The organism is Streptomyces sp. NPDC085596, from assembly GCF_044541565.1.
GTDB lineage: Bacteria > Actinomycetota > Actinomycetes > Streptomycetales > Streptomycetaceae > Streptomyces.
The window spans coordinates 212844-233758 of the sequence record NZ_JBITTC010000004.1; the positions used below are offsets into that span (position 1 = coordinate 212844).

The 20915-nt window shown below is 73.0% G+C and carries 15 protein-coding genes and 1 pseudogene; 4 read left to right on the forward strand and 12 right to left on the reverse strand.

Annotation, left to right across the window (positions count from 1 at the left end; genetic code table 11):
• The 9 genes from ACIGA3_RS14125 to ACIGA3_RS14165 all read right to left on the reverse strand — a co-directional run bounded on the left by ACIGA3_RS14125 (position 1) and on the right by ACIGA3_RS14165 (position 12510).
• Positions 1–723, reverse strand: coding sequence for a hypothetical protein (locus ACIGA3_RS14125; protein WP_399714495.1), 723 nt, complete (start codon positions 721–723; stop codon positions 1–3).
• Between the two features lie 2131 nt (positions 724–2854).
• On the reverse strand, positions 2855–3013 hold the full coding sequence (locus ACIGA3_RS14130) for a DUF6760 family protein (RefSeq protein WP_399714497.1): 159 nt from the start codon (positions 3011–3013) through the stop codon (positions 2855–2857).
• Positions 3010–3507 carry a hypothetical protein gene (locus ACIGA3_RS14135; RefSeq protein ID WP_399714499.1) on the reverse strand — a complete coding sequence of 166 codons (498 nt, stop codon included), beginning with the start codon at positions 3505–3507 and terminating at the stop codon, positions 3010–3012. The genes ACIGA3_RS14130 and ACIGA3_RS14135 overlap by 4 nt, the downstream gene beginning before the upstream one ends.
• Positions 3504–3944 carry a phage tail protein gene (locus ACIGA3_RS14140; RefSeq protein ID WP_030803419.1) on the reverse strand — a complete coding sequence of 147 codons (441 nt, stop codon included), beginning with the start codon at positions 3942–3944 and terminating at the stop codon, positions 3504–3506. The genes ACIGA3_RS14135 and ACIGA3_RS14140 overlap by 4 nt, the downstream gene beginning before the upstream one ends.
• Positions 3945–3992: 48 nt before the next feature.
• Complete coding sequence (locus ACIGA3_RS14145; protein ID WP_399714502.1) at positions 3993–5552, reverse strand: phage tail sheath family protein; 1560 nt, start codon at positions 5550–5552, stop codon at positions 3993–3995.
• A 140-nt stretch (positions 5553–5692) separates the two neighbouring features.
• On the reverse strand, positions 5693–7741 hold the full coding sequence (locus tag ACIGA3_RS14150) for an ATP-binding protein (protein ID WP_399714505.1): 2049 nt from the start codon (positions 7739–7741) through the stop codon (positions 5693–5695).
• Complete coding sequence (locus tag ACIGA3_RS14155; protein WP_399714507.1) at positions 7738–8445, reverse strand: DUF4255 domain-containing protein; 708 nt, start codon at positions 8443–8445, stop codon at positions 7738–7740. The genes ACIGA3_RS14150 and ACIGA3_RS14155 overlap by 4 nt, the downstream gene beginning before the upstream one ends.
• Positions 8442–11648, reverse strand: coding sequence for a hypothetical protein (locus tag ACIGA3_RS14160; RefSeq protein ID WP_399714509.1), 3207 nt, complete (start codon positions 11646–11648; stop codon positions 8442–8444). The genes ACIGA3_RS14155 and ACIGA3_RS14160 overlap by 4 nt, the downstream gene beginning before the upstream one ends.
• Before the next feature lie 154 nt (positions 11649–11802).
• On the reverse strand, positions 11803–12510 hold the full coding sequence (locus tag ACIGA3_RS14165; protein WP_399714512.1) for a LuxR C-terminal-related transcriptional regulator: 708 nt from the start codon (positions 12508–12510) through the stop codon (positions 11803–11805).
• Positions 12511–12730: 220 nt separating this feature from the next.
• Here ACIGA3_RS14165 and ACIGA3_RS14170 point away from each other — a divergent pair, with 220 nt between their 5' ends.
• Positions 12731–14077: a hydrolytic protein gene (locus ACIGA3_RS14170; protein ID WP_399714514.1), complete on the forward strand. Its 1347-nt coding sequence runs from the start codon at positions 12731–12733 to the stop codon at positions 14075–14077.
• 262 nt (positions 14078–14339) lie between these two features.
• Positions 14340–15599: a hypothetical protein gene (locus ACIGA3_RS14175; protein ID WP_399714517.1), complete on the forward strand. Its 1260-nt coding sequence runs from the start codon at positions 14340–14342 to the stop codon at positions 15597–15599.
• A gap of 24 nt (positions 15600–15623) precedes the next feature.
• Here ACIGA3_RS14175 and ACIGA3_RS14180 read toward each other — a convergent pair whose 3' ends face one another.
• The 3 genes from ACIGA3_RS14180 to ACIGA3_RS14190 all read right to left on the reverse strand — a co-directional run bounded on the left by ACIGA3_RS14180 (position 15624) and on the right by ACIGA3_RS14190 (position 18157).
• Positions 15624–17225 (reverse strand): DUF4157 domain-containing protein, encoded by a 1602-nt coding sequence (locus tag ACIGA3_RS14180; RefSeq protein WP_399714520.1) that lies wholly within the window; start codon positions 17223–17225, stop codon positions 15624–15626.
• Between the two features lie 212 nt (positions 17226–17437).
• Positions 17438–17950, reverse strand: coding sequence for a tetratricopeptide repeat protein (locus ACIGA3_RS14185; RefSeq protein WP_399715391.1), 513 nt, complete (start codon positions 17948–17950; stop codon positions 17438–17440).
• 3 nt (positions 17951–17953) lie between these two features.
• Positions 17954–18157: a hypothetical protein gene (locus tag ACIGA3_RS14190; protein ID WP_399715462.1), complete on the reverse strand. Its 204-nt coding sequence runs from the start codon at positions 18155–18157 to the stop codon at positions 17954–17956.
• 528 nt (positions 18158–18685) lie between these two features.
• On the opposite strand from ACIGA3_RS14190, the pseudogene ACIGA3_RS14195 reads away from it, so the two are divergent.
• Positions 18686–19246, forward strand: a pseudogene (locus tag ACIGA3_RS14195) (fibronectin type III domain-containing protein); the annotation flags it as partial.
• Positions 19247–19477: 231 nt separating this feature from the next.
• A complete protein-coding gene (locus tag ACIGA3_RS14200) occupies positions 19478–20902 on the forward strand; it encodes a purine-cytosine permease family protein (RefSeq protein ID WP_399715394.1) in 1425 nt (474 codons plus the stop codon).
• The last annotated feature ends 13 nt before the right edge of the window (positions 20903–20915 follow it).

Here is a 20915-nt window from a genome sequence, read left to right on the forward strand (position 1 = left end):
TCAGCGACGGCCGTCGAAGGGACGGCCCGTGCGGTCCCTGCCCCGGCGCAGTTCGGTGCGCAGGAGACGGGAGACGGGGTCCAGCAGGCGGCGGGCCAGGTCGTCGAGGTCGGGGGCGGATTCCGGGGCGGGGGGTTTGGCGCGGGTGGTGGTGGAGGAGGTGGGGGTCTGCTGCTGCGGGGGCGTGGTGGTGGGTTTGCCCTGAGCGGCGGGGGTGGGGGCTCCGCCGCCTGGGTCCCGCTGGATGTGCACGGGGCGGACCAGCGGGGATGTGGGGTTCGGTGGGGTGGGGGCCCCGCCGGTGTCTCGCTGGATCGGGGAGGGGCGGACCAGGGGCGTGGGGTTCGGCGAGGTGGCTCCGCGGGTGGGGGCGTTCGCCAGGAAGGGCTGCACGGCGGGGGGTTGGGGGGCGGTGACCGGGAGGGGGCGTGGGGCGGGGACGCTGGGGGTCGCGGCCAACGGGGTGGGGCGGGCGGTGCGGGTGGGGGAGGGGGTGACCGGGGACTGGGGGGCGCGCTGGACGGCGGTCGGGGTTTGGGCCCCGGTCGTCTCGCGTGCCCAGCGGGCAGCTACCACCGGGCGTTCGGCGGTCTTGCGCCGGGTGGGCGCGGCTATGGGGGGTGCCGCCTCGGTGCTGAGGGTGAGGGGGCGGCCGGGGAGGAGGCTCAGGGTGGGGGAGGGGGTGGCCGTGGCTGTGGGGGTGGGCCGGCCGGTGAGGGTCACCGACCGGGCTACGACCAGGGGCGTGCTGCCGGGGGCTTGGCGTGCGGGGGTCCGGAGTGCCGAGGTGGGGGTGGCGCCGGGTGTACGGGGTGCCGAGGTGGGGGTGGCGCCGGGTGTACGGGGTGCCGAGGTCTGCGCGGTACCGGGTGCGCCGGGCGCCCGGCGGGTCGGGGTACCGGGGCGTGCCGGAGCCGAGGCTGCCGGAGGCTGGGGGGTACCGGACGCGTGGTGAGTGGGAGTGCCTGGGTGTGCCGGGTTCCGACCGGTACGGGATGCCTGGACGGCAGGCGTGACCGGGCGTGCGGGGGTCAGGGGGACTGAGCCTTGGCCGGGGCCGGACGTGCTGGGACGTGCTGGAGCCGGCGCTGCCGAGTCCTGGTCGGTGCCGGACGCCTGACGGGCGGGGGTCCCTGGACGCGCCGGGGTCAGGGGCACTGCGCCCTGGCCTGCGCCGGGTGCAGGGTGGTCGGCCGCCGAGGGTGCGGGACTGTGGCGGTCCGGGGCGCCGAGGGTCGGGCGTTCCTGGGTGCGGGGAGTGGCCGGGGTCGCCGGGGCGCGTTGAGCCGTGCGACGCGTTTCCTCGGGTGTGGGGGTGCGGCGCGCGGGGGTGTCCTGGAGGGCGCTGTCGGGCCTCTCGTGCGCGGGGGCGGTCGTACGGGCCACCGTCAGGGGCGCCGAGTTGGCGGGGTCGACGGTCGGCACGGGGTCCGTGGTCGTGCGGCGCTGGACGAGGGCGTCGGGCGGTGATGTCGGGGTGGTGGCGGTGGCAGGCGTCGGCTCGCCGGCGCCGCTTGGTTGCTCGCCACCCAACAGAGGCTTCTGTGACGGCTGTTGAGGTGCCGTAGCGGCGGCCCGCTGCACCGGGTTCCGGCCGGACCGCCGCCGGCTGCCGGGCACGTCAGCCGTCGGAGGCAGCTCCGACAGCGGTGCTCCCAGGCCCGTCCGGGTACGCGGGTTCGGCACCTCGGCTCGCCGGGTGGGCTCGGTGGACGGCACTTGCCGATCCCCGGTCGTCGCCTCCGCCCGGCTCCGGACCACGGGAAGCGCAGGCACCGGAGTGCTTCCCTCGACGGTGCCCTGCTTCATCGGCACGGCTGTCGGCGGGAGTTGAGGCAAGGGCGCGCCCAGCGGCGGACGGCTCCCCTCATGCCGTTGGACCGCCGCCTTCTCCGGCTGCGCGGCCTGCGGCTGCGGCTCGGCCGGCGAATCGGGCTCGGCCACCTTCGGAGCGGCGGTAGGTACGGGAGCCACACGGCGTACCGGACCGACAGGCCGCCGAGCGACGATCAGCGACCGGCCCACCGGGAGCGGACGAACGGAAGTCTTGGAGGGGGCAACGGTTCGCCCGCTGTCGGTGCCGGATGGCGCCGGGACGGAAACAGTGCGTGTCTGCAAGGGACTTGGCGGAATGGCCGGTGCCGCCCCACCCGTACGGGGGTCCACCACCGCAACGCGCCGCACAACGGGAAGCGCCCGTGCCCCCGCATCCGGCGTCGTCGCCCGCTGCACCGCGGGCTCCGATGCGCTCGCGCCGAGCACAGCCGGAGACGACACAGGCGTGAGCCCCCGCTGCCCCTCGACAGGCTCCGCACCCTGAGACGCCGACGCATCCCCACGCCGCCGCACCGCAGGCACGTCGACACGCCCAGTCCCGGCGCCCCCCTTGGACACCGAGCCGGAACCCGCCGCCCGCTCCGCCCGCCTGGGACGCCCGGCCACCACCCTCTCCAGCCGCTCCCCACCCGCAGGCCCGGCCTCCTCCGCCTCCTCCCGCCGCACCGCACGCAACAGCAGTGGCCCGCCCCCACTGAACGTCTCCCCGGGGCCCGAAGCCGGCCGGGCAACTCCCCGCACCAGCCCCGCCGGAGCCGAAGGCAGCACCCCGTGCGCGAGCCCCGTGTCGAACGACGGGTCACGCCACGCGGCCAGCCCCGCACGGAAGCCGAGACCGTCACTGACCGCCAACGGGGCCCGAGCCAGCGTCAGTTCGGGCGCGGAAGCCGCACGCCAGCCACCGTCCCAGCCCTCGGGCACGCCGACGCCGGCCGGCGCCTGCTCCACTGGACCGGGGCCGGAGCTCTCGACGGCGGGCCGCCGGGACCGACGCGCCCTGTCTCGCCATCCCATGCGGTCAACCGCCTTCGTTCACGCGGGTGTTGATGCGGGCGATCTCGCCGACCCACTCCCGGCGCTCGCCATGGGTCAGGTCGAGGATCTCCTCGCGGCTCCAGTGGAAGTGGTAGGCGACGTACGCGATCTCCTCCCGCAGCCGGGGGAGCGCGTACGTCACGATTCCCCCAGGCGCCCACCCGAGAGGTCGACCTCGAAGCCGCCCTCGCAGTGCGGGCAGGTGACCGCCGCACGCGTGTGGCCCTCGCTGTTGACGCGCCGGTAGAAGTCCTGGAGGAACGCGACATCGGTCGCGTACATCCGCTCCACGACCCCCGCGTGCACATCGGTGATCGTGCCGATCCGGGTGATCACCTGGCTGAGCAGCACGACACTGAGATACGCGGGGTTCTCCTTGACCCGCAGGTCGATCTGCGGGCGCAGCTCGTCGCGGGCCGTGGCCAGGCGCATCGACCCGTGCCGGTGCACGGTTCCCGCCTCGTCGACGTACCCGCGCGGCAGCTCGAACTCGAACTCCGTGCGCAGCGCGGGCTCCTGGCGCGGAGGGGGAGTGGGCGCGAAGGGCTTGGACACCGCCTCGGCCTCGCCCTTCGCGGGAGCCGTCGCCTGGAGGATCTCGTCCAGGTTGCCCGCGGTCACCGTACGGCGCCTCATTCGACGATGATCTCCTCGAACACGATGGTCACGGACTCGGTCGCGGCCGACGACTCGCCCGCCTTGAGGGACGGGCCCTCCCACTTGGACGCCCAGCCCTGCATCAGCTGGATGCGCCGCACGGTCTCACCGGTGGAGTCCTTGATCTCGATGGTGAGGTTCTGTCGCGCCGTGTCCACCGCGCCGTTGTTCAGCGTCTCCTTGATCCACGAGGTGAACTCGCTGCTCTGGTCGAGCCCCCGGGTGATCGTGATCTCGCCGGCCTGGCGGGCGCCCGGCTGCTTGCGGATGATCTGCTTGCCCTCGGAGCTGACCTGCCGGACCTCGACCACCTCCTCCTCGACGCTCAGGCCGCTGATCTCCTGGATGGATTCGACCAGGTAGCCGCCGAGCTGGACGCCGAAGATATGGGTGGAAAGAGCATCGCCCTCAGCCATGACTTTCTGTCACCTTTCTGGGGTGGGTAGGTGGGGGAGCGAGTGGGGTCACTCGTCGACGAGGCTGGTGCTGTCGGAGAACTGCGCCAGCCGGAACACCACGAACTCGGCCGGCTTGACCGGCGAGACACCGATCTCGCAGACCACGCGTCCCTGGTCGATGGACTCCTGCGGATTGTTGTCCCGGTCGCACTTGACGTAGAACGCCTCCGCCGCCGTCCGGCCGAACAGGGCGCCCCGGCGCCACTCCTCGGTGAGGAAGGCGCTGACGTTGCGCCGGATGCTCGACCACAGCCGGTCGTCGTTCGGCTCGAACACCACCCACTGGGTGCCGAGCAGGATCGACTCCTCCAGGTAGTTGAACAGCCGGCGCACGTTCAGGTAGCGCCACGCCGGGTCGGAGGAGAGGGTGCGCGCGCCCCACACCCGCACACCGCGGCCGGGGAAGGTGCGGATGCAGTTCACGCCGATCGGGTTGAGCAGGTCCTGCTCGCCCTTGCTCAGCCGCAGCTCCAGGTCGACCGCGCCCCGGATCACCTCGTTGGCCGGCGCCTTGTGCACCCCGCGCTCGGCGTCACTGCGCGCCCACAGACCGGCGACGTGCCCGCTCGGCGGGATGGTGATGTTGCGCCCGGCGGCAGGGTCCAGCACCCGCACCCACGGGTAGTAGAGCGTGGCGTAGCGGGAGTCGTAACCCGCCTCGTCGTTGCGCCAGTTGCGGACCGCCTGTGCGGACAGGCCGGGCGGGGCGTCGAGGACCGCGACCCGGTCGCCCATCTGCTCGCAGTGCGAGATGACCGCGAGCTGCACCGTGCGCAGGCCCTCGGCGTCGATGTCACCGCGCTGGTAGGCGCTCATCAGGTCCGGGACGGCGACCATCGTGATCTCGTCCACGCTCTCCAGACCGGCGAAGCCGGTACGCGCGTCCACGTCGCCGACGTACTCGGCCGGGTCCAGGCGGGGCACCGCACCGGAGGCGGCGGGCGCCGGCGCCGCCGGGGCGTCCGGCACGGCCACCGTCTGCGCGGTCGGCCTGGTCTGGCTCGCGCCACGCTGCTCGGTCACCTCGATCAGCTTCGAGGCGCGGACCTGGGTGGGCAGATAGCCCTTGACGTTCCGGCGGGTCGAGGCGTCGTAGGTCTCGACCACCTGGTCACCCTGGCGGACCAGGACGCGGAAGCGGTCCTCCGGCGGGTTCTCGCCCTCCGGGTCGGCGACCTCGATGGACACGCCGCTCACGCCGGGCCTGGCCGCTATCTGGAAGCCGCCCACCTCGACGGCCAGTGCCGCCTGCTCGCGCCGCGCGCCGTCGCCGTTCCCGGCCGGGGCGGAGGAGTCGTCGGCGGAGCCGCCGATCCGTACGACGTAGGCGGAGCCGCCACCGTTGGCGAAGTAGCCGTACACGGAGTGCGGCAGGTACGCGCCCTGCGCGAAACCGCCGAACAGACGGGTGTACTGGTCCCAGCTGGTCACCAGGGTCGGCTCGTGGAACGGCCCGTCCTCGGCGAAGCCGACGAACGCGGCGACCGCGGTGCCCACGCCCTCGATGGGGCGAGCACCGGACTGCACCTCCTCCACGTAAACGCCTGGGGTGAGGTACGTCGGCATGCTCGCTCCTTCACGGTCCTGCGGTCCGGGTCCCCCTCACCCTTTCCTCCGCCCGCCGCCGTCGGCAGGGGACATCGGGCCCTGTCCGGGGGCAACCGCCCTGCCCGCGCGGGCGGGCGCGCCGCACCGCGCAGGCAGGCTCAGGCGCCCGTGACCTGCGCGAGCCAGGAACCGAACTCGGCCGCCAGGACCAGCCGGCCGAGCTTGCGGTACTCCTGCGCGACCGACTCGACCACCTGCCGCATCGTCAGCTCGTTCCCGGATTCCGCCGCGAGATACGCGGCCGTCACCGCACACGACCGGATCGAGCCGCCCGCCAGCTCGAACCGGTCCGCGCAGAACTTCAGGTCCACGTCGGCGGCGCGCGGCAGCCGCTCGCCCAGACACCGTTCCCACAGCGCCCGCCGCTGCGCCGCGTCGGGCATCGGGAAGTCGGCCACCACGTCGAGCCGCCGGGTGAACGCCTCGTCCAGGTTGGCCCGCAGATTGGTGGTCAGCACGGCGATACCGTCGAAGGACTCCATGCGCTGCAGCAGATACGCCGACTCGATGTTGGCGTGCCGGTCGCGGGCGTCCTTCACCTCGGACCGCTTGCCGAAGATCGCGTCGGCCTCGTCGAACAGCAGGACCGCGTTGACCGCCGACGCCTCGGTGAAGATCCGCTCCAGGTTCTTCTCCGTCTCCCCGATGTACTTGTCGACCACGGTCGACAGATCCACCACGTACAGATCCATGCCCAGGTCGGTGGCGACCACCTCGGCGGACATCGTCTTGCCGGTGCCGGACTCACCGGCGAACAGCGCGATCACGCCACGCCCCCGGCCGCCGCCCGGCCGCATCCCCCACCGGCCGAGCACCTGGTCGCGGTGGCGGGCGCGCACCGCGAGTTCGCGCAGGCCCCGCAGGGTCCGGGGCGGCAGCACCAGGTCGTCCCAGCCGACCGCGGGCTCCACCCGGCGGGCCAGCCGGGCCAGCCCCGCGCCGTTCTGCGCCCGCACCGCGGCCCGTACGTCCTCCGCGCCCACCGGACGCCCGGCCAGCACGGCCGTACGCACCGCCGCGTCGGCCGCCCGCCGGAGCTGCCCCGAGTCGAGACGGTGCGCGGCCACGGCACGGGCCGGCTCCTCGCCGCCCGATCCGTCCGCCGGGGCGCCGGCCGCCTCCAGCGCGAACCGCCACCGCGCGGCCTGCTGCTCCGGCGAGGACGTCGCCACCGCGAGGGACACCGGGGTACGGGAGGCCCACGCCGGGTCCCAGACCTGGGCGCCGTAGGTGAACAGCGGGATGCCGGACAGCGCCGCGCACACGGTGCGCAGCACGTGGGTCCGCTCGGACGGCTTGTCGGGGAGGTCGTCCAGCGGGCCGAGCACCACCCCGGCACCGGTCAGGCGCGCCTCGCGGGCGGCGGCCGCGGCCAGTCCGGGCAGGTCGCGGGCGTGCCGGGACAGGGCCGTCGCGTCCAGGACCAGCGGTGTGCGGCCCGTTTCGCGCAGGGCGGCGTCCGCCAGGCCCTCGGGGGCACCGCCGACTGCCCGCAGGTGCACATGGCCGGTGCCGCTCCGGGCCGCCCCGGCGGCCCGCCGGACCAGTTCGAGGTCGGCCGCCGGGTCGGCCGTGTGCTCACCGAGCACGGAACTCAGCCGGGCGTCCGGCGCGGTGTCGCCCAGCAGATGCGCGGTCACCCGGTCGGGTACCGCCAACACCCGTGAGAGCGGAGGCCGTTCCGGCTCCTGGACCTCCAGCAGGCCGCCCGCGAGCAGCGGCGCGCCGGGGGAGAGGCGGAAGCGGGCCGGGGACAGCCCGGTGTGCCCGCACAGTTCGAGGGCCAGCCCGACCGTGGGCCGGCGCCGGGTGAGGTCGTCGTTGAGATAGCCGTAGAGCTGCTCGAAGCGGGCGTCCAGGTCGGGGGCCAGAGCGACCAGCAGCAGGTCCAGATCGAGCGGGGTGAGGTCGAAGTCCCGTGCCAGCAGGCCGAGCGGAGAGTCCTCGGCCGGCTGCTCCGGCTCCGCGGACGACGGTTCGCGGCGGGTGTCGAGGACGCGCTGTGCCGCCTCGGGAGTGAGGTACTGGCCGCGGTAGGGGTCGTCCGGGTCGGGGTCGATGGCCCGCCGCGCGGCGACCGCCTTCCGCACCCGCTCCTCCACGGTGTGCAGCCGCCGCCACAGCTCCGGTTCCACGGTGTGCGTCATGGCTGACGGTCGCCTCTCCTGCGGCGCCGGGCGGGCGCGGGCCGCCGCTCCCGGGAGCCGCCGAAGCCCTCCCCGCCGGGGTCGTCGATCTCCGTGTAGCGCAGCCGGCGGGCCGACTCCGCCTCGTCCGGCTGGGATCGGGGCACCGACCGTACGACCACCCCCTCGGTGACCGGCGGCGCGGCGACCCGCTCGATACCGGCCAGCGGCGCCCGTACCCGTACCCCGAGCGAGGGCTTCAGCTCGCCGCCGAGCGCGGACCACACATCGGACGCGGCCGGGGCGTCCAGACCGGTGCCGCCCGCGTCCAGGCCCACGATCAGGCCCAGTTCGGCGAGCGTGCCGGTCAGCAGATGCGGGGCCAGGGTGTCCGTGGACGCCAGGGTGGACAGCACCTGGGACAGCAGCCGGTGCTCGTCCTGCGGGCGGCTCGCCCACGCGGTGACCAGGTACGTCAGCTCGAACCAGCGGGCGGGCGAGCGGCGGGCGACGACGAAGCCGTCCTCGTCGTAGATCTCGCCCGCGCTGCTGTTGCGCCGGGAGTTGTCCTCGCGGATGTCGTACAGGAACGCGTTCACCGTGGGCGCGCTGCGCCGGGCCGCCCAGTCGCTGGTCGGCGCGTCGAAGACCACCTCGACGCCCGAGGCCGCGAGCCCGGACTCCTCCAGCAGGCCCCGCAGGGCCTCGTCGACCTCGTGGATCACCGGCGGGTCACCTCGTCCGGGGGCTGCACGCTGCCGTTGACGACGAGGAAGTCCGTCTTCACCGGGGAGAAGCCGGGGCCGCTCGCGGTGATGGTGCGCGGGCCCGTCTGGTCCTTGGCGAGGATCAGGAGCTGTCCGATGAACGTGCCGTCCGGCAGCGGCACCGTCGGCGCGGCGGCGGCCGTGATGCCGGGCTTCCAGCGGAACCGGACCGGCACGCCCGGCGGGAAGTCCTTGCCGCGCACCGAGGTCACGAAGCCGGGCTTGCCGATCGGCGGCACGGCGACGATCCGGGGCTGGAGGACACGCAGCCGCTGCCGGGCGGAGTTGTCGCTCCGGTCGGCGTCCGTGCCGGTGGTGGTCAGGGTGCCGGTCACCTCGGCGGTCAGCGCTTTCTTCGGGCTGAGCACGACCTGGAGGGTGCTGCGGGCACCCGGCGCCAGATCGGGCAGCGCGCACAGCCAGTTGGCGTCACAGCCGGGCGGGCGCCCGTTGTCCGGCACGTTCGCGGGCAGCCCGATGCGCAGCCGGAGCCCGGTGGCCAGGGCGTTGCGGCCGTTGCGGACGGTGTACGTGACGACGACGCGGCCGCCGACATAGCCGGGGTTCGGGTTCGCGGTGACCGTTACGCCCGGGCCGGCCTTCGGCGCCGGGGGTTCCGGAACCGGGGGTGCCGGGGGAGCCGGGGGCGCGGGCGGCACCGGCGGCGTGGTGGGCGGCGTCGGAGCGGGCGGGGTCGGGCTCGGCGTCGGCGTCGGGTCGGGCGGCGCGGGCGCCTCACGTACCGGGACCACCGTGCGGTCGGTGTTGTCGCTCGGGTCGGGGTCGATCACGGCGCCGGTCACCGACCAGTCCACGGGCTGGTCGCCGGGCGTGACCCCGGTGACGGTGACGGTCACCGGGACGGTGGCGCCGGGCGGCACCACGCCCAGGTCGCAGGTGAGCCCGTCCACGTCGCAGTTCCGGCCGGGCGCGGTCAGCCCGGTGACGGTCGCCCCGAGAGGCGGTGCCACGGTGAACCGGGTGCCGGGCGACGCCGCGGGCCCCTGGTTCACGACATCGACGCGGACGGTGCCGGTACGGCCGACGGTCACCTCGCCCGAGGTGTCCGGAGCCCGCACCGCCAGGTCCACGGACTGCTGCACCGAGGGCTCCTTCTGACGGCCCGCCAGCCCGGCGGTGAGCGGAGTCAGGGCACCCGAGTCCACGTCCACCCGGCTCAGCTTCTCCGGGCTGTTGGCCGCCAGTTCGGCGCGTGAGCTGAACACCAGGCCCGTACCGTCGGCCGTCCAGGCGGCGTCACGGGGCTGGAACGGACCGGTGGCCGAGGCGTCCGGCAGGTCCCGGCCACAGGCGCCCGGCAGACCGCGGGCGGCGGCGGGCAGCAGCACCCGGCAGTCGTCGCCCGACACCGAGCTGAGCAGGAGACCGCCCTGCTGGTCGACACGGCCGCCGCCGGCCTTGCGGTTGAAGGCGATGGTCAGTCCGTCGGGGGAGAAGGCAGGGCTGTCGTCGATGACGTCGCAGGCGCCGGGGCAGTTGGTGGCGCTCAGGTCGCGCTGCTGGTCCAGACGGTTCACCGGCACGGTCCAGATGTGTTTGTTGCCGCCGTTGCCGTCGATGACCTGCGTCCGGGTGAACGCCAGCCGGGTGCCGTCCGACGACCAGGTCGGCTGGGCGTCGGTGCCCTGCGCCTGACCGGCCGGCGGGGTGATCGTGCCCCGGATCGCCCCGGTGGCCACGTCCGCGACGAGCACCCGGCTCGGCCCGGCCGCGTCCCCGGTCCCACCGGGCGAAGTCCGCCGGAAAGCAAGGGACTTGCCGTCGGGGGACAACGTGGGGTCGGTGTCCCAGTCCCTGGGCCCACGCCCCGCCAGCGGCAGGAACCGTGCGTTCGCCCCGTCCGCGTCGGCCAGCCAGATCCGCTCGATCCGGCCGTCGTCGGAGTCCTCGAACCGGGTCAGCACGATCCGCCGCCCGTCCGGCGTGTAGTTCTGCCGCTCCGTCCACGGGTCGAACCCGGCGGCAGGCTCGAAGAGCGGGTCCTTCGCCGGATCGGTGTTGGTGTCGGCCGCCGGGTCCTCGTTCAGGATCGTCCGGTCCAGATCGCGCGGATCGGAGCCGTCCGCGCGAATGTCCTGGAGGGTCACCACATGCGGTCCGGCGGCCGTGGTGCGGTCCACCACGGCCCCGCCGCCGTCCGGCGGCCCGAGCCAGGTGACCGTGCCGACCTCGCGGTTCTCGCTCAGCACCAGGGACGGGGTGTCCTCGGAGTGCGCGGGCACCCGGAACACATGGTCCCAGTCGCCCTCGCAGTCGCAGGTGCGGTCCGGGCTGAGGAACAGCAGACCGTCCCCGTCGGGCAACCACGCTGCCCCATGGGTACGCCAGCCCGCCTGCGTACCGGCCAGCAGCGGACCGCCGCCGCCCGTACTGCCGCTGGTCCAGCGCAGCTCGGGGCCGTCGGCGCCGGTCGCGGTGTAGGCGATGATGTCCCGGTTCTCGGCGTCGTCCACGGGGTTCCACGCCGGTTCGCCCGCCGTGCCGTTCGCCGGATCGGTGACCCGGTTCGCGGTGCCGCCCTGGAGCGGGCGCACATAGATCTGCTGCCCGACGAGCGGATCGGCGTCACTGGAGTACGCCAGCCGCTGCCCGTCCGGCGAGAGCGTCGGGCACTCCTCGTCGGCCGGGGTGTCGGTCAGCCGGGTCAGGCCCGTGCCGTCGGTGCGTACCAGCCACAGGTCGCGCTGGGTCGTACCGCCGGGGCCGCCGGGCTCGGCCGAGTCGAAGACGACCGCCCGGCCGTCCGGCGTCAGCCGCGGATGCGCCGCGTCCCGGCCGCTGGTCAGCCTGCGTACGGAGCCGTCGGCGGCCCGGAGATAGACCTGCGGGTCGCGCTCGTCCCGGCGGCTTGCGAACACCAACTGGTCGCCCAGTGCCGAGGGTTGCACGTCGTAGTGGGTCGCCCCCGTACCGAACAGCGGGGTGCTGGACGTCGTGGTCGCCACCCGGCCCAGGCTGCGGTGCCGGGTGCCCGCGAAGGCGATCCGCGTCACCGTCCCGTCACCGGCTCGCGGGCGCGCCTTCGCCGTGCCGGGACCGGCGGCCGCGGTCACCGCCAGCAGGGGGACCAGCAGCAGCAACGCCAAGCCGATCCGCTCCAGCGGGTACCGCCACCCGCCGGCCTTGTCCGTGCCCGTCACGGGCCCACCTCACCGTCCGCACTCCGTCTCGCACAACCGCCCGCCATCCTGGGCGCCGCCGTCCCTGGTGCGGCAGGGCCGACGGGACGCTCTCGGGGGAAGGGGCGGAGGGGCTTTCGGGCAGTGTGCCGACAGCCGGTGGTCAATACACCTGTCAGATCAGGCCGTTGCGCAGGGCATAGCCCACCGCGTGGGCACGGTTGCGCAGCTGTAACCGGGTGATCACCTCGTGCAGCACGTTCTTCACCGTGCGCTCGGAGTACGCGGTCTTGCGGGCGATCTCCCCGGTGTCCAGGCCCTCCGCCACCAGCCGCAGCATCTCCGCCTCACGCGGCGCCAGCGTGGACAGCGACGCCGCCCGCGGATCGAGCGGCGAGCGCTGCATGCTGCCCACATGGCTGAGCAGCTTGGCCAGCAGATCGCCGGGCAGCACGCCCTCGCCGTTGGCTATGGCGAGGACCAGGCGCAGCAGCCGGTCCTGGTCGGCCTCGGCGCGCCGGAGCACCGCGGCGACACCGTTGTCTATGGCGCGCTGGAGAGCGTCCCCCGACTCGAACGTGCCGACCACCAGGCCGGTGCGGGTCGCGGGGTTGTGCCGCAGCCGGTTCAGCAGCGCCGACGTCTCGTCGTCCACCGCGTCGACGGCGACCAGGGAGACCTGGGCGCTGTCGGCCTCCCCGGCCTCGACAAGCTCGATCTCGGGGCGCTGGCGCAGCTGCTGCACGATGCCGACGTAGAGGACGGGGTCGGGGGCGTAGACCGCGACGGAGACCCGTTCGGATCTCTGGGCGGGGATGGTCCAGGGGGCGGTGTGCGCCGAGGGGGGCACGGGGGCGGGGCCGGTGGCCTGGGGCCAGCTCATGGTGGTGAGTTCCTGTTTCCGTTGAACGTGTGGGGCGGCGCGGCGCGCCGTGGAGCACGTGCGGGACCGGGAGGCGGGTGTGGGCCCCGCGCGTTGTCCTGGGGGCCAACTGCTTTCATCCGAAGGGGAGTCGGGGAGCGCTGACGGGGGCACCGAGGCTGCCCGGTGACTTGCCCTCGCGTCTCTCGGAGGGGAGGGAGTCGAGTCATACGGTCACCGTGTGACGTCTCCAGCACCCACTCCAAGCCCCGGCGCGCCCGGTTCCGACATCCCCGCGGTGTCGGTGACGCCCGGCGGCCTCGCCACCACCACCCTGACCGTCCGCAACGACAGCGACATCGTCGAGGCATACGGCCTCGAGGTGGTCGGCGACTGCGCGGCCTGGGCCACGGTGGAGCCCGCGCGCGTGTCCCTGTATCCGGGGACCTCCGAGACGGTGACCATCCGACTCGAACCTCCGAGGTCCCCCGAGGTCCGGGCCGGTGAGCTGCCGCTCGCCGTACGCGTGCTGCCGACGGAGCACCCCGAGGCGGTACGGGTGCCCGAATCCACCGTCCGGGTCGAGGAGTTCCGGCAACTGCGCGCGGAGATCGCCCCGCGCCGGCGCCGGGGCTGGCTGCGCGGCCGCTACCGGCTGGCCCTGCGCAACGAGGGCAACGCCCCCGTGACACTGGGTTTCACCCCCGCCCAGCCCGGCGAGGAACTGCGCTTCACCGTCAAGCCCGCCGAACAGAAGCTGGAACCGGGCGAGTCGGCGGAAGTCGGCCTGCGGGCGCGCATCGGCAAGCCGGTGTGGTTCGGCGCCCCGGTGATCTGGCCGTTCACGGTCACCGTCGCCGAGACGGCGGAACCGGAGGCGGCGCAGCCGGAGCCGGCCGACACCATCCGCACGCCGTTGGACGCGGAGTTCGTCCAGATCCCGGTCTTCCCCAAGTGGCTGCTCGCCGTACTCGCCGCCCTGATCGCCCTGCTCCTCGCCTGGTTCACCCTGGTGCGGCCCGCCGTGCGCAGCGCCGCCAAGGAGGCGGCCGACGAGGTCGTCCAGCAGCGGCCCACTCCCGGCGGCAGCGAGCAGTCGGGACAGGGCACCGGAAGCGACGGCCGGCAGCCCGGCGCCGGCAGCGGCGGCGCGGGCACCCAGCCGGGCACCGGTGGCGGCGACGGTACGGGCACCGGAACCGGTCCCGGCGGTGGCGGCGGTGTCGCGGACGGCCAGCAGGGCTCGGCCACCATCGACGTGCAGACGGCCGGCGGGGCGGAGAAGACCGGCACCTACACCGTGCCCGCGGGTAAGGAGTTCGGGATCACGGACATCGTCGTCGCCAACTTCCAGGGCGACGAAGGGGTGCTGACCATCAACTTCGGCGAGCGGAAGATCACGACGATCGCGCTGGAGACCTTCCGCAACCAGGACTATCACTGGGTCACCCCCATCAGGATCGCCGCGAACGACACGGTCACCGCCCAGGTCACCTGTGCCAAGCCGGGCACCCCTGCCACCGGCAGGCGGGCTCAGGAGTGTCATGAGGTGCTCAACGTCAGCGGGGTGCTCACCAGCACCAGGTGACTTGGGCGTCACGGACATGCTCATCGACACGCGCCGTGATGCAAAGGGCCGACAGGGCCGGGCGTCCTGAAAACGGACCCCCGGACCAGTCGATCTTGTGACCGGTTTGCTCGGCTATGTTCGGGTGTATTGGCTGAATATCTCTCGGTAACCGCGTGTAGACGCCATTCATGACGAATCAAAGTTGGCTTGATCCCCTCTCAGCGCCGGAGCGGGATCGCCACGATGATCCGGTTCCGCTCGAGTCGGGTGAGGGAGCGCGTTGCGAACACACAGGCACGGGACGGACCGGGACCGAACGCACGGCCCCGGCACCGACGGGACGCGCCCCGCCACCACCGGCACACCGGCCGCGCCGCTCCTGGCGCTCCAGCGATCGGCGGGCAACTCCGCGGTGTCCCGGCTGGTCGAGCACGCCCGGTCCGACGCGGTCCTGCAGCGTTCGCCCGAGTCCTCGAGACCGCCCTCGCGGGCCTCGCAGAAGTCCCAGGAGTCGCAACGGACCGAGGGCTCCCAGGACTCGGGCCATTCACAGGCGTCCGCCCATTCGATGACACCGGCCGACCGGCGGCAGATCAAGTTCACCCAGGACAGGGCCGAACTCCTCCAGCGCATCGGCAGGATCGAGGCGCTGAAGACGATGGACGGCTTCACCTCCGGCATCGAGGGCTTCCTCGACAACATCGAGGCCGACATGCGGGCCGGACGGCCCACCGGGGTGGACGGGGGCGCCATCGGCCGGATCATCGCCGGATTCCAGGACCCCCGGGTGCAGGGCCACCGCGTCCAGTACTCCTGGTACGCCCGGCACCAGGGCAAGGAGGGCTTCCAGGAGTCGCTCGACCGGGTCGCCGGCGCCTCGGCGGAACACGGACAGCTCTGGGCCAAGATGAACTCGGCCATTCCCACGGAGGACGCGAGCGTGGGGCGGGGCGTGGTCCTGGAGGCGTCCGTCCAGGGCCGCATCTTCGACGGCCTCCTCTTCGGCCTGCCCAACTGGAGCGCCTCCGACGCCCTGGCCGCGCTCTGGAAGCGCCTGTCGACGACATACGTCCAGTCCCTCACCGGCACCGTCACCGCCCACGCCCTGGACGGCACCGTCGGCTCCAGCGTGCTCAGCACCCTGGAGTGGCCCGAGCTGAAGAAGCGGATCGCCGACGGCGCCGTGGACGGGCTGGTCTTCGTCGTCTACCACCCCCACGACGACCCGGAGGGCGGCCCGGCCGTCCTCGAACCGGTCGAGAGCTTCCACGTCCGTACGCAGAAGGAGTTCGACGAACTGCCCCAGGCGCCCACCGACCAGGCGTGGTTCGACCGGCAGAAGACCATCGACCAGGAGCAGCGCTCGGCCCTCGTCGACATCTACTCGCGCGAGGAGGAGATCGACGCCCTCGACGCCTTCGTCAGTGACCTGTTCCGCCGTGAGGGGCGCGACCTGCGCTTCGGTGAGTCCACCACCCCGCACAACACACGGGCCAACTCCGCCCGTGAATCGCCCCGTTCGGGCTCGCCCGGCGCCTGAGCGCGGTGCCGGGCGGCGCCCTGCTCAGGGAGAGGTCGACATCCGGTCGTCGGACTCCTGGTACTCGTCCCCGCTGCTCTGCGAGTCGAAGGTCATGGTCAGGAACGGCTGCCCCGGCGACTGGGACCCCTCGGACATCTCCACGTCCGAACTGCTCGAAGAGCTGGAGTCACTGTCCGGCGACGGCCCCGGAGCGTCGCGCAGCGTATAGGTGGCCGTGTCCCCCGTACCGTGCTGGGTCACCAGGTCCGCGGCCACGTACCGCTCGATCTGCTTCTTGCGGCGGTCCGCGGGGATGGTGGACTTGGACATGCCCGCCGCGTGCTGGTCGGCGGCACCAGTGGCCGGCGTGCCGCCCTGGGCGACCGCGTCGTGGTAGTCGTTGTGCGAGAGCATGTCGGCCCGGTCCGCGCCGAGCGCCCGCAGGGCGAACGTGTCCATCTCCGCGCTCGTCAGGGTGTCACCGGAGCTGTGACCGAGGTCGTCCATGGTCTTCTCGTAGAAGAAGAAGAGGTCGCTCGGGTCGGCACCGGACCTGATCAGGTCGTTGGTGTCCGGCTCGTTCTCCCACTGCTTGTAGGCCGCGCCGTCGTGGTAGACGTCGATCCGCGTCGGCACCATCACCGCACGGTGGTTGCCGTTCGCCGACGCGTAGTGCACCACGAAGCGCACGGTGCCCGCGTCGAGATCGGCGAGCGCCTGCTCCATGCGCCGCCACATGCCGGTGCCCTGGTTGAGCGACCACTGCGGGACGATGTTCTTGGGGTCGTCCACGCCGCCGACCTCCAGACCCATGACGTGCCCGCGGTCGTACCCGGCCCCGCCGAACAGGTCCCGCCACACGTCCGCCTCGCTGGGCACCTTCCACTTGTTGGCGCCCGCCCGCGCCTTGTACGCCTGCTGGAGCTTGCGCACCGCGATCGGGTTGGGAGCGGCGGGCCTGCCCTTCGTACCGGTCTTGTGGACCGGGCCGCTCACCTCGTGCGGACGCTCGATCGGCAGGTCCCGCGCGATTCCCGCACCCTTCTTCGACGGCCCGTAGTGCGAGACGCGCGCGTTCTCCAGCGTCATGCTCAGCGCCCGCTGCACCAGGGCGGGGTCCGCGGCGGGAGCCCGCCGCACCGAGCCGGCGGCGTCGTCCCGGTCCGGCACCGGGCCGGACATGACCCGGTGCGCGTTGGACTCCGCGGCCCGCTCGAAACGGTCCCCGGGATCGGACAGGGCGAACCCGTGCCCCGAGTCGGTACCGGAGACCGGCCCCTGCCGCTGCTGCACGACATGCGTCAACTCGTGCGCGAGAGTGTGCTTGTCACCGCCGCCGCGCCCCAGGACGACATGGCTGCCCGCGGTGTAGGCGCGGGCGCCGATCTCGGTGGCGGACCGCTCCGCGTCCGGCCCGCTGTGCACCCGCACGTCCCCGAACCCGGTACCGAACCGGGCCTCCATCTCCCCGCGCACCGAGGCATCCAGCGGACGCCCGGCCCCACGCAACACCCGATGGACCGAGGACCGCTGCACGGCAGCCGCCGCGGCGGCGTTCCCGGCCGACCGCTGGAGCGCCGCGACACTGCCCGGACTCACCGCCCGCTCGGGCCCGGCCGCGACGACGGCATCCGTCCGGGTCACCGAAGCCGCACTCCGGCCCCCGGCCGTCTCGTCACTCCGCCCACCCTGCCGGCCCCGCCGCTGGTGTGTCGCCATCTCGCACCTTCCCTCGCGTGGCTCCATGGTGGCCGCCCCGGCACCGCGCCCACCAGGACGCCCGAGGCAGTGGCGGGGCAGCGGGGTTGCCCGGAAGGTGCCTGCGCGAGAACCGTGTCGGCGAAAGCAGCTCACGGCTATGGGAAACCGTGCTCGCTGTCGAGAGCGGCCAAGTGGGTCGCGGCCGCGGCGAACTCGGCCGCGCCGATGCTCCGAAAGATCTCCACTGCTTGAGTGAGTACTGCGTGCGCGTCCTGCCAGTCTCCCGCGCCTTCCGCGCAACGGGCGATTCCTGCCAACGCCCGCCCCTTCTCCAACGGGCTCTGAACCTGGCCCGCGAGGTGCAGCGCCCGGCGGTGCAGAGGAAGGGCCTCAGCCGGCCCGATGGTCATGCCCAGGAGGTTGCCCAGGCTGTTGAGTACTTCGGCCTCCCCGAGACGGTCGCCGAGTTCCTGATAAGGGAGTTGTGCCTGGCGTGCGAGGTCGGCTGCCGTCTCGTGCTGTCCGGTGAGGTATCGCACCCGGCTGAGGCTCTGCAGCGCGTGTGCCTGGCCGAGGCGGTCATCGAGTTCCTGGTGCAGCACCAGCGCCTGTTGTGCCAGGTCGGCGGCTGCTTCGTAGTCTCCCGTGAGGCGACGAATGGCTCCCAGGCTTCACAGTGCTTGGGCCTCGCCGAGGCGGTCGCCCAGTTCCTGGCAGAGGGTCTGTGCCTGATGTGCGAGGTCGGCTGCCGTCTCGTCCTGCCCGGTGAGGTATCGCACCCCGCTGAGGCTCTGCAGGAACGGCACGAGGTCGGGACAGCCGCGTTCGGCCGAGTCGTGGGCGCAGGCGAGGAGGTTGGAGCGTTCCGTGCGCATCCAGTCCAGTGCCCGCGCCGGAGTGGAGACGTCCGGACGGGCGGACTCCGGCGGTGTGGGAGCGGGAGTCGAGGGGGGCCTGCTCGCGAGCCTGTGACCGCCGGTCAACCCCGGCGCCTTCGTCCGTCGGGACGCTCCAGGCAGCTGAATCGGCGTCACCAATCCGCTCGACCGGCATCGGCTGCTGGTCCTCGTCCCGGGCGACGTGGTGGAAGCCGATGTTCACCCAGGTGATCGGGTGGGTCAGCGTCTCCCCGTTCACGAACCTGTCCACGCTGGCGGGACTGCCGTTCGGGCACCCCCCGGTCTGCGTGCCACGCTCGGCATCCTCGCTCGCACGGTCGCAGGCACCCGGACGCCGCCCGGTTCTCGGCCAGACCGAGCGTGAGCGGGTGCCCCGGAGTCGGCGGGCGCGGGCGGGCACCGGCTCGTACGCCGCCTCCGACACACCCTGGTCGCCCTGCTGCTGGCGGTTTCCGCGCTGGTCCCGCTCACCGCCGTCTACGCGCAGGCCGCCCCCGCGAGGTGGACCAGAAGTGGCTCGCCGCCCTCGTCGACTACCTGCGCCCCACCAAAACTGCGGGCGCCGACAGCTTCCAGTGGACGTTCTGGTCCTGGAACCCGAACTCCGGTGACACCGGCGGTATTTTGAAGGACGACTGGCAGAACGTGGACACCGTCAAGGACGGCTACCTCGCGAGCATCAAGGCTCCCGGTTTCGCCGCGGGCGGCTCGGGCGGCGGGGACGACACCACGGCACCCTCCGCGCCGACCGGGCTGACCGTGACCGGCACGACGGCGTCCTCGGTCTCGCTGAGCTGGTCGGCGTCCACCGACGACACCGGCGTGACCGGGTACGAGGTGTACCAGGGCACCACCAAGGCCGGTTCGGTCACCGGCACCTCGTTCACCGACACCGGGCTCACCGCGGGCACGAGCTACGGCTACACCGTGCGGGCGCGGGTTGCGGCGGGCAACACCGATGCCGGTCACAACGGAGCGCTCGCTCCCGGTGCGACCGCGTCGTTCGGCTTCGGCGCGGCACCGGGCGGCGCCGCCGCACCGGCCCTGACCTGCCGGACGAGCTGAGCCCCGGGCACGTGTGAGCCGACCGAATCCTCAGGGGCCGGTCGGCTCACGCGGCATGAGCTGATCACTGTCGGGTCGGCAGAGTATTGACAAATCATTCAGCGAGTCAGAGTGTGCATGCCAATATGCAGAGCGGGTGGACCAGCGCGCGGAGGGCAGACGATGACCAGGGCAGGTCGTACCGACCACATGGACGCGCGCACCACGGCCGGCCCCGGCGGGGCGGACGGCATGATCGAGCGGCACTCCATCGACGTGGTGCCGGACAGTGAGCGACACGGCCGGGCGTTCAGCCAGTTCACGCTCTGGCTGGGTGCGAACCTGCAGATCACCGCCATCGTCACCGGCGCCCTGGCCGTCGTCTTCGGCGGCGACGTCGTCTGGTCGCTCGTGGGGCTCGTCGCGGGCAACCTGCTGGGCGGCGCCGTCATGGCACTGCACTCCGCGCAAGGTCCGAGGCTCGGGCTCCCGCAGATGATCCAGTCGCGAGCACAGTTCGGCGTCCGGGGCGCCGCGGTGCCGCTGCTCCTCGTCATCCTGATGTACATCGGGTTCTTCGCCAGCGGCAGCGTGCTCGCCGGACAGGCCACCGCCCGCCTCACCCACACCGACGACACCACGGGCATCGTCGCCTTCGCCGTGCTGACCGCCGTCGTGGCCGCGATCGGCTACCGCGTCATCCACGTACTGGGCCGAGTCGCGAGCGCTGTCTGCGCCGTCGCCTTCGTCTTCCTGGGCGTCCGGCTGCTCGACCGCGTCGACATGGGCGCGCTGCTCGGCGACGCCCACTTCTCCCTGCCGATGTTCCTGCTGGCCATGTCGCTCTCCGCGTCCTGGCAGCTCGCCTTCGGCCCGTACGTCGCCGACTACTCGCGCTACCTGCCGCGCACGACCAGTGCCCGGGCGACGTTCTGGTGGACGCTGTCCGGTTCGGCACTCGGCTCCCAGTGGTCCATGACGTTCGGCGTGCTGGTGGCGACAAGCGCGGGGGAGCGGTTCCTCGACGACCAGGTCGGCTATGTCGTCTCGCTCGGCGGCGCCGGGGCGGCCGCGTCGCTCCTGTACTTCGTCATCGCCCTGGGCAAGCTCACCATCAACGTCCTCAACACCTACGGCGGTTTCATCTCCATGGTCACGGGGATCAGCGGCTTCCGTGGCCAGCGGACGCTGTCGCCGCGCGGCCGGGCCGCGTACATCGCCGTGATCATGGTGACCGGCACCGCGTTGGCCCTGTTGGGCAAGGACAGCTTCCTGGTCTCGTTCAAGGACTTCCTGCTGTTCCTGCTGACCTTCTTCACGCCCTGGTCGGCCATCAACCTCGTCGACTACTACCTGATCTCCCGCGAGCGCTACGACATCCCCGCCCTCTTCGACCCACACGGCCGCTATGGCGCCTGGCGGGCCGACGCCCTGATCGTCTACGCGGTCGGCGTCCTGACCCAACTCCCCTTCCTGGCGACGTCGTTCTGCACCGGCCCACTCGTCGCACCCCTCGGAGGCGCGGACATCTCCTGGATCGTTGGCCTCGCCGTACCGGCCACGCTGTACTGGCTGGTGGCGAGGTCCGGCGACTCCGCCGAGGACCTCGCCCCGGGGGCGGCGGTGGCGACTCCGAGCGGCGGGGGCGCAGCGGCATCGCAACCGGGCGACCGCTGATAGGCCGCGAGGC

Bases quoted from the DNA above. Each gene is read 5' to 3' on its own strand.
- ACIGA3_RS14135 (WP_399714499.1), bottom strand. From the start codon at position 3,507: ATGAGGCGCCGTACGGTGACCGCGGGCAACCTGGACGAGATCCTCCAG.
- ACIGA3_RS14140 (WP_030803419.1), bottom strand. From the start codon at position 3,944: ATGGCTGAGGGCGATGCTCTTTCCACCCATATCTTCGGCGTCCAGCTC.
- ACIGA3_RS14145 (WP_399714502.1), bottom strand. From the start codon at position 5,552: ATGCCGACGTACCTCACCCCAGGCGTTTACGTGGAGGAGGTGCAGTCC.
- ACIGA3_RS14150 (WP_399714505.1), bottom strand. From the start codon at position 7,741: ATGACGCACACCGTGGAACCGGAGCTGTGGCGGCGGCTGCACACCGTG.
- ACIGA3_RS14165 (WP_399714512.1), bottom strand. From the start codon at position 12,510: ATGAGCTGGCCCCAGGCCACCGGCCCCGCCCCCGTGCCCCCCTCGGCG.
- ACIGA3_RS14190 (WP_399715462.1), bottom strand. From the start codon at position 18,157: ATGCGCACGGAACGCTCCAACCTCCTCGCCTGCGCCCACGACTCGGCC.
- ACIGA3_RS14200 (WP_399715394.1), top strand. From the start codon at position 19,478: ATGATCGAGCGGCACTCCATCGACGTGGTGCCGGACAGTGAGCGACAC.